Origin of the sequence: Synechococcus sp. Tobar12-5m-g, from assembly GCF_024345415.1 — a bacterium.
Taxonomy (GTDB): domain Bacteria; phylum Cyanobacteriota; class Cyanobacteriia; order PCC-6307; family Cyanobiaceae; genus Regnicoccus.
Map to the genome: position 1 here is coordinate 91,463 of NZ_JAGQBB010000005.1, position 15,867 is coordinate 107,329.

Annotated in this window: 11 protein-coding genes and 2 pseudogenes; 8 read left to right on the forward strand and 5 right to left on the reverse strand. The window is 65.4% G+C overall.

Annotation, left to right across the window (positions count from 1 at the left end; all coding sequences use genetic code 11):
• The first annotated feature begins 42 nt into the window (after window positions 1–42).
• On the forward strand, window positions 43–2,055 hold the full coding sequence (gene tkt / locus KBY66_RS04960) for a transketolase (protein WP_255088107.1): 2,013 nt from the start codon (window positions 43–45) through the stop codon (window positions 2,053–2,055).
• Window positions 2,056–2,156: 101 nt separating this feature from the next.
• The gene (locus KBY66_RS04965; protein WP_255088108.1) at window positions 2,157–3,272 is read left to right on the forward strand and encodes a glycosyltransferase family 2 protein; all 1,116 of its coding nucleotides are present in this window, start codon (window positions 2,157–2,159) and stop codon (window positions 3,270–3,272) included.
• Here KBY66_RS04965 and KBY66_RS04970 read toward each other — a convergent pair.
• Together KBY66_RS04970 and KBY66_RS04975 are read right to left on the reverse strand one after the other, a co-directional pair.
• Window positions 3,243–4,868 (reverse strand): glucosyltransferase domain-containing protein, encoded by a 1,626-nt coding sequence (locus tag KBY66_RS04970; RefSeq protein ID WP_255088109.1) that lies wholly within the window; start codon window positions 4,866–4,868, stop codon window positions 3,243–3,245. The two genes, KBY66_RS04965 and KBY66_RS04970, sit on opposite strands and share 30 nt — an antisense overlap.
• Window positions 4,869–5,227: 359 nt before the next feature.
• Window positions 5,228–6,408 (reverse strand): annotated as a pseudogene (locus KBY66_RS04975) (transposase).
• 174 nt (window positions 6,409–6,582) lie between these two features.
• On the opposite strand from KBY66_RS04975, the gene KBY66_RS04980 reads away from it, so the two are divergent.
• On the forward strand, window positions 6,583–7,971 hold the full coding sequence (locus KBY66_RS04980; RefSeq protein WP_255088111.1) for an MFS transporter: 1,389 nt from the start codon (window positions 6,583–6,585) through the stop codon (window positions 7,969–7,971).
• Here KBY66_RS04980 and KBY66_RS04985 read toward each other — a convergent pair.
• On the reverse strand, window positions 7,862–8,614 hold the full coding sequence (locus tag KBY66_RS04985; protein ID WP_255088112.1) for a TetR/AcrR family transcriptional regulator C-terminal domain-containing protein: 753 nt from the start codon (window positions 8,612–8,614) through the stop codon (window positions 7,862–7,864). The genes KBY66_RS04980 and KBY66_RS04985 overlap by 110 nt on opposite strands.
• A 147-nt stretch (window positions 8,615–8,761) precedes the next feature.
• On the opposite strand from KBY66_RS04985, the pseudogene KBY66_RS04990 reads away from it, so the two are divergent.
• Window positions 8,762–9,670 (forward strand): annotated as a pseudogene (locus tag KBY66_RS04990) (NAD(P)-dependent alcohol dehydrogenase); the annotation flags it as partial.
• On the opposite strand, the gene KBY66_RS04995 reads toward KBY66_RS04990, so the two are convergent.
• Both KBY66_RS04995 and KBY66_RS05000 read right to left on the reverse strand, forming a co-directional pair.
• On the reverse strand, window positions 9,645–11,414 hold the full coding sequence (locus KBY66_RS04995) for a SulP family inorganic anion transporter (RefSeq protein WP_255088113.1): 1,770 nt from the start codon (window positions 11,412–11,414) through the stop codon (window positions 9,645–9,647). The pseudogene KBY66_RS04990 and the gene KBY66_RS04995 overlap by 26 nt on opposite strands.
• Window positions 11,411–12,361 carry an urease accessory protein UreD gene (locus KBY66_RS05000; RefSeq protein ID WP_255088115.1) on the reverse strand — a complete coding sequence of 317 codons (951 nt, stop codon included), beginning with the start codon at window positions 12,359–12,361 and terminating at the stop codon, window positions 11,411–11,413. The genes KBY66_RS04995 and KBY66_RS05000 overlap by 4 nt, the downstream gene beginning before the upstream one ends.
• 195 nt (window positions 12,362–12,556) lie before the next feature.
• Here KBY66_RS05000 and ureE point away from each other — a divergent pair, with 195 nt between their 5' ends.
• The 4 genes from ureE to urtA all read left to right on the forward strand — a co-directional run bounded on the left by ureE (window position 12,557) and on the right by urtA (window position 15,857).
• Complete coding sequence (gene ureE, locus KBY66_RS05005) at window positions 12,557–12,955, forward strand: urease accessory protein UreE (RefSeq protein WP_255088162.1); 399 nt, start codon at window positions 12,557–12,559, stop codon at window positions 12,953–12,955.
• Window positions 12,956–12,957: 2 nt separating this feature from the next.
• On the forward strand, window positions 12,958–13,677 hold the full coding sequence (locus KBY66_RS05010) for an urease accessory protein UreF (protein WP_255088116.1): 720 nt from the start codon (window positions 12,958–12,960) through the stop codon (window positions 13,675–13,677).
• A 60-nt stretch (window positions 13,678–13,737) separates the two neighbouring features.
• Complete coding sequence (ureG, locus tag KBY66_RS05015) at window positions 13,738–14,379, forward strand: urease accessory protein UreG (protein ID WP_399224860.1); 642 nt, start codon at window positions 13,738–13,740, stop codon at window positions 14,377–14,379.
• A gap of 155 nt (window positions 14,380–14,534) precedes the next feature.
• Window positions 14,535–15,857, forward strand: coding sequence for an urea ABC transporter substrate-binding protein (gene urtA / locus KBY66_RS05020; protein ID WP_255088118.1), 1,323 nt, complete (start codon window positions 14,535–14,537; stop codon window positions 15,855–15,857).
• Window positions 15,858–15,867 lie beyond the last annotated feature (10 nt).

Sequence of the window (15,867 nt, forward strand, 5' to 3'; positions counted from 1 at the left end):
CTCCCCCAGAGGAAACCCTCACCACCCCACTTCTCTTCCGCCATGGTCGCCGCCCCCGCAGTGGACACCCTGTCCATCGACACCCTCTGCATCAACAGCATCCGCTTCCTGGCGATCGATGCGGTCAACAAGGCCAATTCCGGCCATCCCGGCCTGCCGATGGGTGCGGCACCGATGGCCTATGCCCTCTGGGACAAGGTGCTGCGCCACAACCCCAGCAATCCGAAGTGGTTCAACCGCGACCGCTTCGTGCTCTCGGCCGGCCACGGCTGCATGCTGCTCTATTCCCTGCTGCACCTCACCGGATACCAGAGCGTCGGGCTGGAAGAACTCAAGCAATTCCGGCAGTGGGGATCGAAGACCCCGGGTCACCCGGAAACCTTCGAAACGCCGGGGGTGGAAGTCACCACCGGTCCGCTGGGCCAGGGCATCGCCAACGCCGTGGGCCTGGCGATCGCCGAGGCGCACCTGGCGGCCAAGTTCAACCGGCCCGGCGCCGAGCTGGTGGATCACTTCACCTACGTGATCATGGGCGATGGCTGCAACCAGGAGGGCATCTCCAGTGAAGCCGCCTCCCTGGCCGGCCACCTGGGCCTCGGCAAGCTGATCGCCCTGTACGACGACAACCACATCACCATCGACGGCGACACGGGGGTGTCGTTCACCGAGGATGTGATGAAGCGCTATGAGGCCTACGGCTGGCACGTGCAGCACGTGGCAGACGGCAACACCGACGTGGCGGCGATCACCCGGGCGATCGAGGCGGCGAAGGCCGTCACTGACCGCCCCAGCCTGATCAAGGTGACCACCACGATCGGCTACGGCTCCCCCAACAAGGCCAACACCGCCGGCGTGCACGGTGCGGCCCTCGGTGCCGATGAGGCGGAGCTCACCCGGGCGGCACTGGAGTGGAGCTATGGCCTGTTCGAAGTGCCCCAGGCCGCCTACGACCATTGGCGGGAAGCGCTCAGCCGCGGCGCTGCCGCCGAAGCGGACTGGACCAGCACCCTCGAGACCTACCGCCGCCAGTGCCCCAGCGAAGCGGCCGAGTTCGAGCGGATGTTGCGGGGCGAGCTGCCCCTGGGCTGGGATGCCAAGCTGGCCTCCTTCACTCCCTCCGACAAGGGTCTGGCCACCCGCCAGCACTCCTACAACGCCCTCAACGCGATCGGCCCCAGCCTCCCTGAGCTGATCGGCGGTTCGGCCGACCTCACCCACTCCAACCTCACCGACATCAAGGGGGAGGCCAGCTTCCAGAAGGGCGGCGAAGCCAACCGCTACCTGCACTTCGGCGTGCGGGAGCACGCCATGGCGGCGATTCTCAATGGCCTGGCGTATCACGGCAGCGGCCTGATTCCCTACGGCGGCACCTTCCTGGTCTTTGCGGGCTACATGGTGGGGGCGATGCGCCTGTCGGCCCTCAGCGAGCTCGGCGTGATCTATGTGCTCACCCACGATTCGATCGGTCTGGGCGAAGACGGCCCCACCCACCAGCCGGTGGAAACCCTTGCCTCGCTGCGCTCGATCCCCAACCTGCTGGTGATCCGCCCAGGCGATGGCAACGAAACCAGCGGCGCCTACCAGGTGGCGGTCACCAACCGCAAGCGCCCCACCGTGCTGGCCCTCAGCCGCCAGGCGATGGCCAACCAGGCCAACTCCTCGGCGGCGCAGGTGGCCAAGGGGGCCTACATCCTCGAAGACAGCGAGGGCACACCCGAGCTGATCCTGATCGGCTCGGGCACCGAGCTCGACCTGTGCGTCAAGGCGGCCGCCGTGCTGCGGGCCGAAGGCCGCAACGTACGGGTGGTGTCGATCCCCTGCGTCGAACTGTTCGAGGAGCAGGAGCCCTCTTACCGCGAGTCGGTGATCCCGGCCGCCGTGCGCAAGCGCCTGGTGGTGGAAGCCTCCGGCTCCTTCGGGTGGCACAAATATGCCGGCCTCGATGGCGACACGATCTCGGTGGATCGCTTCGGCGCTTCCGCACCCGGTGGCGTCTGCCTGGAGAAGTTCGGCTTCACCGTGGAGAACGTGGTGGCAAGGGCGAAGGCGCTCTAAGGCTCGGTGCGACACCGACTCTTTCACCAGGAACAGACACACCGATCCTTTCCTGCTGGGCGTCCGGAAGCCTGGTCCAGGTGTTTCCATTGGGGGCCTTGATGCCGCACAACCGAAACGCCAACCCAGAACGGCTGTCGATCGTCCTCCCGACCTACAACGAGAGGGAGAACATCGTCAGGATTGTGGAGGACCTCCTCCCACTCCAGCAGCACTTTGTTCTCGAGATCCTATTCGTCGACGATGATTCGGCCGATGGAACAGCTGATCTGATCAAGGAACTGGCGCACCGGCAAGCAGCGGTGCGCCTGATCCGCAGGGTGGGACGGGCAGGCCTGGCCAGTGCCATCAAGGAAGGGATTCTCGATGCCACCGGCGATGTGGTCGTGGTGATGGACTGCGATGGCCAGCATGAACCGGCGGCGGTTGAAGCCGCTGTCAGGGCTCTTGTCGAATCCGGCGACGATCTGGTGGTGGGCAGTCGCTTTCACGCCGATGCCGCCATCCATGGGCTGAGCCCGATGCGCACCCGTAACTCCAACTGGGCGAACACGATCGCCCGCTTCAGCTTGCCCGGCTATCGGCGACTCACTGATTTCATGAGCGGCTTCTTCGCCCTCAGACCGGAGCCAACCTTGCCGTTCGTGCGGCGGGTGGACGTGAACGGGTTCAAGTTTCTCTATGAGCTGCTCTCGATTAGCCAAGGGCGGTTGCAGGTCAGCGAGATTCCGCTGTGCTTCAAGGCCCGCATCGCCGGTTCTTCAAAGCTGGACCTGGCCATCGTCTGGGATCTGGGGGTCTCGATGCTGCACACGCTGCTGCTGCGATCGATCCCTCGCCGTGCGATCAGTTTCGCTCTGGTGGGCTTCAGTGGGGTGGCGGTCCAGTTGCTCGTGGTTCAGTTCCTGATGGCAGGACTGCAATTTCCGTTTGAGCAGGCTCTGCCCATGGCGGTGGTGGCTGCAGCCACGTCGAACTATCTGATCAACAACGCTCTAACGTTCCGTTTCCAGCGACAGCAGGGACTGGCCCTGCTGCAGGGTTTGCTGAAGTTCCTGCTGGTTGCCTCCTTGCCGGTGCTGGCCAACGTGGGCGTGGCCTCCTCCTTCTACAGCCTCGTGTCCCGAAACACGTTCTGGGCCCAGCTGGCAGGCATTCTGGTGGTGTTCGTCTGGAACTACGCCGCCTCATCCCGATTTGTTTGGAACACGCCCTGAGCGGGGTTCCTTCACCGCTCTTCGGTCTTCGGTTGACCAGGTCACCGGCACATCCGGCCCGTAGCTCTGCAGAGTGACAATCACGGTCTTCCCGTCGAGAAAAACCGAGCCTGCCGAAGGCCAGGGCTTGACATTCTTTGAGACCGCTCGAAGGACGGCGCTCTTCCGTTCTTCAGTGGTGGGTTGCCGGAACTGCTCGTTGCCCAAGAAAAAATTCAGGATCTCGGTCTGGCGAAAGAGGGCGAAAGCCTCTTTGTTCATTCTAGGGGCGTCTGTTGTGGGTGGCCAGCGCACAAAGTCCGCAAATTGAAAGGGTGGGTAGCGTCCGATGACCACAAGAGCTGTCCGGTCTTTCGTCGGCAAGCCCAGTAAGGGCTCAACCCTAACCAGGATCCGATTGATCATGTTGAGTTCATAGGTAGTCTTGAGTTGGGCGGCATTGGAGGCCTGGGTGCCGAAGACCAGGAAGAACCAAAGCAGCAACCAGGCCAACGGCAGAGCTGCCCAGCGAAGCGCTTGTGGCTGCAGTGCAAGCCCCAGAAGGAAAAAGAGCGCGTAACCGTAGGCAGCGTAGAACCTGCCTGCATCAGAGGGAGTTAAACTGTTGACGATATTGGAACCATTCACCGCCACCGGAACCAAAAGAACCGCGGCGAAAAGGGCTAAATGAGCAGATTGATCCCTGCCCGACCTGGCCAGCAGAGCGATCAAACCCAGGGCAACAAGAATCAGGGGAATCAGGCCGAGCACTCCTCCCTTGGGGACACCGCCCACACCGGAGGCTAGATAGTCAAAGAATTTTGAGTAAGATACACTTATTTGTCCAATCGCCTCACCCATGCCGTTGACATGGGTACTTTGCGCGATCGGATCTGTGACCACGACCTTCGAGACTAGCCAGAACAGCACAGCCGACAGCAGTAAGGGAGCCGGGGTGAGTAGAACCTCACGCCGGACCGCATGAACCTTTAACATGAGGGCCAGATTAAATAGCGTGAAGACACTGACCAAAGCAATCTTCGGAGCATAGGTTGATAAGGCCAAAAAGTAGAAGGTGGAGGTGCCCAGAATTCGCGTTGAGTCATGCCTGCTGCGCACCCACACCAGCGAGCCCAGAATCACAAACGTATCGCCAATCACGAAGGAAATGTGGTCAGCGGCAAACGAGTAATAGTCAAGAAAAGCGGGATAAAGGCATATAATTCCAGCCAGCAGGAAGACATATGACTTGCCCTGCAGCCCCACCAACCTGGCAAAAAGAATGCCATTCAATGCCTGAAGCATCGCCGCACCGATCATCTGCACGGACTGGACTCCGCTGCCGCCCTGAGCCAGGATGATCAGATCGGCCAGCCATCGGCCTTCACTTGATGTCTTGAAGGTTGGATACTCTCCATAGAGCATGGTATTGGGAAAGGTATGGTCCGTGAACGTCATCGCTGTGAAGAAGTAGCTGTAGGCCACGAACTGCAGCAGAAGCAGCGCTATGAAGACGAGGCGATAGCGATCGGCCCCTGCGATGAGGCTCTGAAGCAAGGTCCCCACAGTTGTTTTGGTATCGAAAAGTCTTGTCGTCCATGTCCTCTTCATCACCATGCTCCACCACGCGACGCGGTTCGATTGTCCTTGTGGCCTTCCCGGTGTTGCCAATGGCAACCGAAGCTGTTCACAATTAGGTGTAATGGGGCTCCGGATGACGGCAGTAAACTCAGGGTTGCTTCAAAGTGCGTCACAGGCGCTCTGGCCTGAGCTGCCTGCATCGGGTTTGGTCGGTGGAATCGCCCCCTTGTGCCAGAAGCCACCACTGCTGCAACCGATCTTGATCTGATCAGCTTCCTGCAGGCAATCCCGGACTCACGCATGCGGCGCGGGATCCGCATTCCTGCCTGGTACCTATTGCTGGTAGCGGTGCTGGGAATCCTGAGCGGCAGCAAGAGCTTGCGGGATCTTGAGCGCTACTCCTGCGGAGAAGGCTGCGCCAAGAGGATGTTGCTCAGGCGGATCAGGTTGTAGGCGATCACGTGCAGGCCAAACACGGCGCTGACGTTGTCCCGGCCCCGCAGCTTGAACTGGCGCAGGCCGCCGAATGCCTTGATCCAGCCAAAGATTTTTTCGATGCCCCGGCGGGCATTGATCGATTTGGCGTAGCCCTCATGCCGGGCGGTGCGGCCATCAATGGCTGAGCCACCGCTGCGGGCCGTGTTCAGGGCCACGTCGGGCGTGACACCGATCCGCCGCATCTCAGCGACAAATCCTTTGGTGTCGTCGTTCTTGTCTGCGCCGACGGTCTTCTGGTGGGCACCGGCGAGGTGAGGTCTGCTGCCATCTCCTACTCCTGCGGAGAAGACTGCGTCTTGGTGGCATCCCGCTCACCGGTGCCCGTGGCCTGTGTGACGCGGCAATCGACGATCAGGTCATGACGGTTGTCCATCAGCACATGTCCCCGGTAGCTCCGCTGCGCTGGATGGGCATTGGATTTGCGGGCCAGCAAGGCCACTCCTTCGGAGAAGACTGCGTCAACAGGATCCGTGCTGGAGTGGTGGGTCTCATTGCTGAGCTTGATGCCGCGAAAGTCGCCCTTGGCCCGCTTCTTTCCCTCTCTGGGTGCACCGAATCCTTCGCCAGGACCTGTGGGCGGAGGCGGAGGATCCTCCTGGCCATCGATCCGCTTCAAGGAGGCGTGTGACGCCCAGACCTGAAGCACAACGTGCCGTCCACGGAAAAGTGGTCGTCACTGAGCAGCGGTTTGACCTCCGGAGCTCCCTTCAGCTTCTCCTGGAACAGCCCTATGACGTCGTCAGTGAGGAGCCGATCACGGTTCTAGTGGCTCCGCCACGCTCGGCCTGCGGCCTCGGTAATTGTGAATGTGGTCGGATGCCAGATCGGATTGTCGGGGCTCAAGCCCACGAACCAGCGGAACAGCAGGTTGTAGTGGAGCTGCTCCAGCAGCAGCTGCTCTGGTGGAACCGATGGTCGTCCTTCTGAGGCGTACAGCCTGCAGAAGGTGGGATGGAGCCGATCGAGAGCCTGATCCGCCAACTTGCGAATCCGCCTGAGCGGATGACTGGTCGGGATCCGCTCCTCGATCGAGACGTTAGGAGAGCAAGAAGCCGCTGTGCTCCTGTTGGCCTCGCATCAACGAATGGGGCTGTTGATCCATTCACGCAGAGATTGCAGGGTTTTTCAGCAAACTCTTAATGGCGCATAAAGCAGCATCAAATACTACTGAGCACTCCTGGCTGGGGCCCGCCCAGCGGCATCGCTGCCCATCCTGGGGCCAACATGCCCAGGCCCCAGGAAACGCGCCGCGATGGCCGAGTCGATCGATCTACTGGCGCTGCCGGCGGGCCTGCGGCGGCGAACACTGCTTGCCTACGGGATCGGCGACGCCGGCACCGGCATGGCTGCGGCGCTGATCGGCTTCTACCTGTTCGTGTTTTACACCCAGATCGCCGGCCTGCCCCCCTGGCTGGCTGGCCTGGTGCTGATGGTCGGCCGGGCCTGGGATGCGGTGAGCGACCAGCTGCTGGGCTGGCTGAGCGATCGGACCCGCAGCCGCCTGGGGCCACGGCTTCCCTGGATGATCGGCAGTGCGTTGCCGCTCGGGGTGAGCATGGCGCTGATGTGGTGGTTCCCGCCGGGGAGCGGCGAACTGCTGCGCTTTGGCTGGTTCGTGCTGATCTCGGTGGTGTTCATGGCCGCCTATACTGGCGTGAACCTGCCCTACTGCGCCCTCGCCACCGAGCTCACCGAAGACACCCAGCTGCGCACAAGCCTCAACGCGGCCCGCTTCACCGGCTCGATCCTCAGCAGCCTGGTGGGCCTGCTGCTCGGGGCCCTGCTGGTCGGCCATGGTGCCCCCGGGTTCCTTTGGATGGGGGTGGCCGGCGGCGCGGTGGCGATCGTGGGCACCCTGCTGTGCTGCTGGGGGCTGGCGCCGGCCGCCCGGGTGAGTCGCCGGCCATCGGGGCTGCCCGAGCCGATCACCGCCCAGCTGCGCCGGATTCGCCGCAATGGCCGTTTTCTGCGGGTGGTGGGCTTGTATCTGCTCCTGTGGGGTGCCCTGCAGCTGATGCAGCCGGTGTCGCTGCTCTACCTCTCCGAGGTGATGCACGTGCCGATGGACTGGAGCACCTGGATGCTGATCCCCTTCCAGCTCAGCGCCATGGCTGGCCTGCAGCTCTGGAGCCGGCTGGCGGCCCGCCGTGGCCGCTTGTGTGCCCTGCTCTGGGGCGGCGGCCTCTGGATCGCCATGGGCGTGCTGGCCATGGGGCTCGTTCCCCTCGATGCGGCTCTGGCGCCGTTGGCCAGCCTCGCCAACGGCTTCAAGTTCACGCTGCTGATGCTGGTGGTGCTGCTGATGGGCCTGGGGGCCGCCACCGCCTATCTGCTGCCCTGGTCGCTGCTGCCGGATGCGATCGATGCCGATCCCGAGCGCCCCGCCGGCCTGTTCACCGCCTGGATGGTACTGACCCAGAAGCTGGGCAGTGCCGTCTCGGTGTTCCTGCTTGGCAGCCTGCTCAGTTGGAGTGGCTTTGTGGCGGGCCGAACCCTGGAGCAACCCCAGCTGGCGCTGGTGATGATCCGGCTCAGCATCGGCCTGATCCCGGCGGCCCTGGTGCTGCTCGGCCTGCTGGTGATGCGGGGCTGGACGCCGCGGCCAGCCCTTCCAGGGTTCGCTCCAGGCCCTCGAGAATGATCTCGAACCCAAAGCCGAAGGCATGGAGCCCGTCGTAGCGGCGCTCCATCACCTCGTGGGTGAGCCCGTTCAGGTGGGGGTAACGATCGGCGGGAAGCTCGGGCAGGTAGGCGGCCGCCATCTGGGCATACTCCTGCGCCTCGATCGGGAAGTTCAACTCCTGCAGGGTGAACCCGTAGATGTGGCTGTCGATGGCGTTCCAGGCGTGGTCGGCCAGCTCCAGGGTGAACCCCGCCGCCACCAGGCAGCCGAGGGTGGCCTCCACGTAGCGGAGCATGGCCGGCCCCGTGTTCAGCCGCGAGAGGATGGCCATCGCGGCCCAGGGATGGCGCCCCAGGGCCCGGTGGGCGGAGGTCGCCCGCTCCCGCAGCGCCGCTTTCCAGTCGCCACCGATCGCCGGTAGGGCGATCTCGCCGACCACGACCTCGACGAGGCCGTCAATGATGGCTTCGCGGTTGGCCACATGGTTGTAGAGCGACATGGCCTTGACGCCCAGCGCTTCGGCCAGCTTCCGCATCGTGAGCCCCCCGAGTCCCCCCTGGTCGGCGATCTCCAGGGCTGCCGCCAGCACCCGCTCCCGGCTGAGGGGCAGCCGGGCGATCCTCCCCGGACGGCTCGGCTCCGCCAGGTTCTCCGCCTTCAAGCCCAGTCCGCCCGAATGGGTCGAGCTTACGCTGTATGCTTTACTTACGGCGTAAGTCCGGAATCGACGATGACGGATCAGGGCATGTGGCAAGCGCCAGCAACAAGCAACTGCCAGGCCACCGACCCAGACCCTTCCGCCCCCACCATGCGGGCGATCACCCAGGAGATCTACGGCTCATCGGAGGTGCTCTCGATTCAGACCGTTCCGTTGCCCACGATCGGTGAGCAGGAGCTGCTGATCCGGGTGCGCTCCACCTCCGTCCATGCCGGTGACTGGCATCTGATGCGCGGCAAACCCTTCCTAATAATTCGCCTGATCTACGGGGGCCTGCGCAAACCGAAGATCAGGACGCTCGGCTGTGATGTCGCCGGAACCGTGGAGGTCGTCGGCAAGGGGGTCAGCCGGTTCCAGGTGGGCGATGCGGTGTTCGGTGATCTTTCGGTGTGCGGCTTTGGCGCCTTCGCTGAGTACGCCCGTGCCACCGAAGCAGCCCTGGTCGCCAAGCCCGACGCGATTTCCTTTGAGGCCGCCGGCACCGTTGCCTGCTCAGGATTGGCCGCCCTGCAGGGCCTGCGCGATCTGGGCCAGCTGCAGGCGGGGCAGAAGGTGTTGATCCACGGGGCTGCTGGCGGGGTGGGCTCCTTCGCCATGCAGATCGCCAAGGCCTTCGGAGCCGAGGTGACCGGCGCCTGCAGCGCCCACAAGATGGCCATGGTGCGCTCCATCGGCGCCGACCACGTGATCGACTCGGCCGAGGTGGATTTCACCGCAGGCGTCCCCCGCTATGACCTCATCCTGGACAACGCGGCCTATCGCCCCCTCGCGGACCTCCTGCCGGCGTTGGCGCCCAAGGGCACCTACGTGCTGGTCGGCGGCTCCATGGCCCGGTTCTTCCAGGTGATGCTCTGGCAGGGGCCCTGGATCTCCCGCACCAGCGGTCGCAAGGTGCGGGTTCTGGCCTCGAATCCCAATCCGGCCGATCTGCAGACCCTGGCTGATCTGCTCGTTGCCGGCAAGATCGTGCCGTTCATCGATCGCCGCTGCCCTCTTGAGGATGTTCCGGAGGCGATGGCGGCGCTTGAGCAGCGGCAGGTTCGGGGGAAGGTGGCCATCGCTGTTGGTCCTGGCGAGCTTCATAGCGCTCCACCGCGCCCTCGACGTTGAAGAACAGGCGTTCGGTCCCGAGGGCCGAACCCAGCTCGGAGTGGCGCACCACCCGCAGACAGCCCGGGTTGAGCCCAGTCAGCCAGAGGCTGACGCCCAGGTCCCGCTGCTTGCGCTCCGCCTCGGTGAGCAGCCTGAGGGCCGAGTATTCGATGTCGATCACGGCACTGCAATCGATCACCACCACCCTGGGTTCGGCCCGCTCGATCAGCGCCTCCATCTGGCCCCAAACCGCCTGGGCATTGGCGAAGAACAGCCGGCCCTCGGCCCGCAACAGCAGCAGGCCCGGCCAGGTCTGATCATCGGGATGGGCCGGGTGGTGGCCCAACCGGGGTCGGAACACATCCGTGCCCCGCTTGCGGGCCAGCACATACACCCGGGGGTTCATTTCCTGCTGCGCCAGCGCCAGCAGGGACACCACCACCGCCACCAGGATTCCCCGCAGGGTTCCGAGCAGCACCACGCCAGCGAAGGCGATCAGGGCCCAGTGGAACTCGGTGACCCGCACCCGGCGGATCGCCAGGAAATCGGCGGGGGCGATCAGCTCAGCCGAATAGACCACCACCACGGCGCCCAGGGCGGCCAGGGGCAGCCGGGCGATCAACGGGGCCAGCAGCAAGAGGGTTCCCATCGCCGCTGCCGCCGTGACCAGCTCGGCCAGCTGGCTGCGGGCGCCCGCCTGGCGGTTGACGGCGGTCTGGGTGGTGCCGCCGCCAGCGGCCATCCCCCCCAGCAGCGCCCCGCCGATGTTGGCGAGGCCAAGGGCGAACAGTTCCCTGTTGGGCTGGGGCTGGGGTTCCTTGCGGCCCGCGAAGGCGCGGCCGGCGGCAATGCTTTCGATGAAGCTCATCAAGGCGATGCCGGCCGCCGCCGGCCACATCTGCCCCACCAGAGCCAGTTGCGGCAGGGTGAAGGGGGGCAGGCCCTCGGGTACGGGGCCCACGGTGTCCACCCCCAACCGCTCCAGGCCGAACAGGGCCGAGACCCCGATCGCCAGGGCGATCGCCACCAGGGGAGCGGGCAGATCCGGCGCCACGCGCGGCAAGCCGATCAGCAGCCCGATCAGCAGAAGGGCCAGGGCGAGCGTGGGCAGCGAGGTCCGCGGCAGCTGGCCTAGCACCGAGGCGACGTCGCGAAAGAAGTCGGCCTTGTCGATGGGAACGCCCAGCAGCTTCGGCAGCTGGTCCACCACGATCACCAGGCCGATTCCCGACTTGAAGCCCACCAGGACGGACTCGGAGATGAAATCGGCGACAAAACCAAGCCGCAGCAGCGCTGCCAGCAAGAGCATGGCGCCCACCAGGAGAGCAAGGGTGGCACTGGCCACCAGCAGCTCCCCCGGCGCGGCCTCCGGCGTCACCCGGTTCAATTCAGCCCCGACCAGGATGGCGAGGGTGGTGGTGGTGCTGACACTCAGGGGCCTCGACGACCCCAGCAGGGCGTACACCACCATTGGCACCAGGGCCGTGTACAGGCCCACTTCCACCGGCAGACCGGCCACGGTGGCGTAGGCCATCGCCTTCGGCAGCACCACCGCCGCGGTCGTGAGCCCGGCCACCAGATCGACCCGCCACCAGGATGGCCGGTAGCACAGGATCCAATGGTCCCGGGGCAGGAGTGCCAGCCCTGTCATCCGCTCAGGCTTGCATGGTCAGGGGTCAGGGGGCCGGAGAGATCGAGCAGCGGCGACTCCTGGAACGGCCACACCCGGGGAAGCTCCGGCGGGGCCAGGCCGCCTTCCGCCCGGATCCGGACCCAGATCCGCGTGAACCAGAAGCGGGCCGCCTGGCTGGAGGGGCCCCGGTAGCGGGCCACCAGCCCCTGATCGAGGCGGCCGCAGGCCATCTCGCCGGGGAGGCCGGCGCGATCGGCGCGGCAGTGCTCCAGCAGTTCGTCGGCGAATGGCCGAGGGGCGGCCCACACCAGGCTGCCGAACACCGGCAAGCCTGCGAGGCCATGGCCGCCCTCCAGGCTCTCGCCGCCGAGCTCGAGCCGATCCGCCACAGCCCAGCGTCCCTCGCGGCGAATTTCCAGCAGGGAGCGCCAGCGGCCAGAGCCCAGCTGTTCGCCGTCGGCGCTGCGGCCCAGCCGCACCACCTCGGCCCCCAGCCAGCTGGCCCCCGCAGCCAGCTCCACGCGGCAAGCCTGCTCAAAGAGGCCACCGGCAAACACCACCAGCTCCTGGGGAAGCCACTCCAGATCCGCCCCTTCCGCTAGGCGGAAGCCCAGATCCTGACGGGCCCAGCGGCCCTGGGGAGCCAGGCGGGAGCGGCCGATCGAGCCGTAGATCTTCTGGGCCGCGACGCTGGTGACCAGGGCTCGGCTGCCGGCGGCGAGTTCGGCCTGGATGGCGAGTTCATCCCCCCCCACCAGACCGCCGGCCGTGTGCAGCAACGGCAGTTCACAGCGGCCTTCAGCCCGGGCGAAGGCCTTCTGGATCTTGAGCGGCGCGGTGGCGCCCCCCTGATGGGTGGTGGGACCGCTCGGGCCATCGCCCCGGCTGAAGCGCAGCTGGGCGCTGCCCCGCCAGCTGGCCAGGTCACTGGCGCGGACGGGCGGAAGTGGGGGGGGGAGGGTCATCCGGCTGATCGTCGAGGCTGGCTGAGCCCGTTCCCGTAGCAACCGCCACCCTTGGCGCCCAGGGCCCTAGCGAAGGTGTCAGCCTCATCCATGCTTCGTTTCCTTGCCATTGATCCGCGCGTGAGCGAGCAACCAGGCCCTCCGATCGTGCTGGAGCATCGTCTTGGCCAGCTTCCCCCAGGCGCCTCGGCGTTGATGCTTCCGCTGGGCGCCGACCAGCGCACCAGCCTGCGCGGCCATCGACGCAGCGCCTGCGGCTGCGACCTGCTGCTGCAGCTGCCCCGCGGCGCCGCCCTGGAGCCCGGTGAGGCCCTGGCGGACGCCTTGAATCGGGCCTTGGTGGTGGTGGTGGCGGCGGCCGAACCCCTGCTGCTGGTGCGCAGCCCCGACCCCCTGGCCCTGCTGCAGGCCGCTTATCACCTCGGCAATCGCCACGTGGCGATGGAACTGCGGCCCGACCAACTGCGAATCCTGCAGGACCCCGTTCTGGACACGCTGCTGCGCCAGCGGGGCCTGAGCGTGGAGCCGATCACCGCTCCCTTCCTTCCGGAGGCTGGGGCCTATACCGGCAGTGGCCATCACCATGGCCACTGACCGTGGCATCTGAAACCCGCCTCCATCTGCTTCAACTGGTCAGCCCCGCCCTGCCGGTGGGGGCCTTCAGCTATTCGGAGGGGCTGGAAGTGCTGGTGCAGGACGGACAGCTGGCCGGCCCGGACGCGTTGCGGGCCTGGCTGGAAGCGGAGCTGGCGCGGGGGGCGATCACGATCGAGGCGGCAAGCCTGAACCCGCTCCAGGCCGCCCTGGGGCGCTGGCGCGATGCCGTGGCGCAGGGCGATCCGGCGGCGGCGGCCTGCTCCGAGGCCGTCCTCATCGATCTCGACGGCTGGCTGCTGGCCCTGCGCGAGGCACCGGAGCTGCGGGCCCAGCAGCGCCAGATGGGCCGTTCGCTGCTGCAACTTCTGGCCGAACTGGGCTGGCCCCTGCCGGGTAGCGACGAAGCTGTGCCGATCAGCCGCCTGGGCTGGCCGGCCGCCTGGGCCTGGGCCGGTCTCTGCCTGGAGATCGGACTGCAGGAACTGGTGGAGGCCTACCTCTACGGCTGGGTGGCTAACCAGGTGAGCGCGGCGGTGCGGCTGATTCCCCTGGGACCCACCCAGGGGCAACGGCTCCAACTCGGGCTGGCGACGCTCCTGGCCAGGCGGGCCAGCGAGCTGGTGGACGCCGATCCACACCAGCTCTGGAGCGGTGGCGTGGGGGCGGGCCTGGCCCAGCTTCGCCACGCCGAGCTCTATTCGCGCCTGTTCCGCAGCTAGGACCACACCACTGCAGCGATCGGCCCTTTAGAACGCCGTCAACCTGGCGGGAGCATGGGCATGAGCAAGTTGCGGCTGGGCGTGGCCGGCCCGGTGGGTTCCGGCAAAACGGCCCTGGTGGAGGTGCTCTGCCGGCGGTTGCGCCATCGCCTGGAGCTGGCGGTGGTCACCAACGACATCTACACCCAGGAAGACGCCCAGTTCCTCACCCGTGCCGGCGCCTTAGAACCGGAGCGGATCCGAGGGGTGGAAACGGGCGGCTGCCCCCACACCGCCATCCGCGAAGACTGCTCGATCAACCGGGCGGCCGTGGAGGAGCTGGAGCAGCGCTTTCCCAACCTCGATCTGGTGATGGTGGAGAGCGGCGGCGACAACCTGGCCGCCAGCTTCAGCCCCGAGCTGGTGGATCTCTGCATCTACGTGATCGACGTGGCCGCCGGCGACAAGATCCCCCGCAAGGGCGGGCCGGGCATCACCCGCTCCGACCTGCTGGTGATCAACAAGATCGACCTGGCTCCGATGGTGGGCGCGAGCCTGGAGGTGATGGAGCACGACACCGTACGGATGCGGGGCGGCAGGCCCTGGTGCTTCACGAACCTGCGCAGCGGTGAAGGGGTGGATCGGGTGGAGAGCTTCGTCTGGCAGCAGTTACCTGATTCTGTCCGCTCCAGGGGAGAAGCCCGGCCAGAACCCTGCCGTTGATGGCTCCCCCGCCCAAAACGGAGGACCGATTGCCAGCAGTTCCGCAAACTGTGCCAGTTGCTACAAGGTGTTCATGGCCACCGTCGATACGGTCCGCCCTAACCGCCGTTGAGCGGATCACTCTTCAGGAGAACGACCAGATGAAGCCAAACTCGATGCAGCTGACCCGCCTGCGCCAGGCCTCACTGCAAAAGGTTTCTTTGCGGGTGCTGGGCGGCAGCCTGGCTTTGGCCACCGGCCTCACCCTGGCCTCCTGCGGTGGCGGCGAAAAGACCGCCACCGGCGGCGATGGCGGCAGCTTCGACGGCGACGTGAAGGTGGGCATCCTGCATTCCCGCTCCGGCACCATGGCCATCTCCGAGAACACGGTGGCCGAAGCCGAGCTGATGGCGATCGAGGAGATCAACGCCGCCGGTGGCGTGAAGGTGGACGGCAAGAAGCTGAAGATCGTGCCGATCGAGGAAGACGGGGCCTCCGACTGGCCCACATTCGCCGAGAAGGCCAAGAAATTGATTGATCAGGACAAAGTGGACGTCGTGTTCGGCGGCTGGACCTCCGCCAGCCGCAAGGCGATGCTTCCGGTGTTCGAGGCCAAGGATCACTTCCTCTTCTACCCGATTCAGTATGAAGGCCAGGAGTGCTCCAAGAACATCTTCTACAGCGGTGCCACCCCCAACCAGCAGGCTGAACCGGCCGTGTCGTGGCTGCTGAAGAACAAGGGCAAGGACTTCTTCCTGGTGGGCTCCGACTACGTGTATCCGCGCACGGCGAACACGATCATGAAGGAGCAGCTCAAGGCCGAGGGCGGCAAGCTGGTGGGTGAAGACTATCTCCCTCTCGGCAACACCGAGGTCGCTCCAATCATCGCCAAGATCAAGCAGGCCCTGCCGAAGGGTGGCGTGATCGTGAACACCCTGAACGGCGACAGCAATGTGGCCTTCTTCAAACAGATGAAGGCCGCCGGCATCACCCCCGCCAATGGCTACGCCATCATGAGCTTCTCGATCGCCGAGGAGGAAGTGGCCGCGATCGGCCCTGAGTATCTCGAGGGCACCTATGCCGCCTGGAACTTCTTCCAGAGCCTCGACACCCCGGCTTCCAAGAAGTTCACCGCCGACTTCAAGGCCAAGTACGGCGACAAGCGGGTGACCAACGACCCGGCTGAATCCGCCTACAACATGGTTTATCTCTGGGCCAAGGGTGCCGAGAAGGCCAACAGCGTTGACAACAAAAAGGTGCGGGAAGCCTTGATCGGCGTGAAGTTCGACGCTCCTCAAGGGCCGATCGAAGTGCAGCCCAACCACCACACCACGGAACTGGTGATGATCGGTGAGGTGCAAAAAGACGGCATGTTCAAGATCATCGAGAACCAGGGCATCGTCAAACCCCTGGCCTGGAACCAGTTCGTGCCCGAAACCAAGGGCTACACCTGCGATTGGACCCAGAAGCGTCCCGACGCCGGCAAGTTCAAGATGTGATCGGAGCAGG

What these genes read in the sequence shown, in the direction of transcription:
- tkt (WP_255088107.1), top strand. Translation starts at nt 43, where the DNA reads ATGGTCGCCGCCCCCGCAGTGGACACCCTGTCCATCGACACCCTCTGC.
- urtA (WP_255088118.1), top strand. Translation starts at nt 14,535, where the DNA reads ATGCAGCTGACCCGCCTGCGCCAGGCCTCACTGCAAAAGGTTTCTTTG.
- KBY66_RS04970 (WP_255088109.1), bottom strand. Translation starts at nt 4,868, where the DNA reads ATGGTGATGAAGAGGACATGGACGACAAGACTTTTCGATACCAAAACA.
- KBY66_RS04965 (WP_255088108.1), top strand. Translation starts at nt 2,157, where the DNA reads ATGCCGCACAACCGAAACGCCAACCCAGAACGGCTGTCGATCGTCCTC.
- ureE (WP_255088162.1), top strand. Translation starts at nt 12,557, where the DNA reads ATGCTTCCGCTGGGCGCCGACCAGCGCACCAGCCTGCGCGGCCATCGA.
- KBY66_RS04980 (WP_255088111.1), top strand. Translation starts at nt 6,583, where the DNA reads ATGGCCGAGTCGATCGATCTACTGGCGCTGCCGGCGGGCCTGCGGCGG.
- KBY66_RS05000 (WP_255088115.1), bottom strand. Translation starts at nt 12,361, where the DNA reads ATGACCCTCCCCCCCCCACTTCCGCCCGTCCGCGCCAGTGACCTGGCC.
- KBY66_RS04995 (WP_255088113.1), bottom strand. Translation starts at nt 11,414, where the DNA reads ATGACAGGGCTGGCACTCCTGCCCCGGGACCATTGGATCCTGTGCTAC.
- ureG (WP_399224860.1), top strand. Translation starts at nt 13,738, where the DNA reads ATGAGCAAGTTGCGGCTGGGCGTGGCCGGCCCGGTGGGTTCCGGCAAA.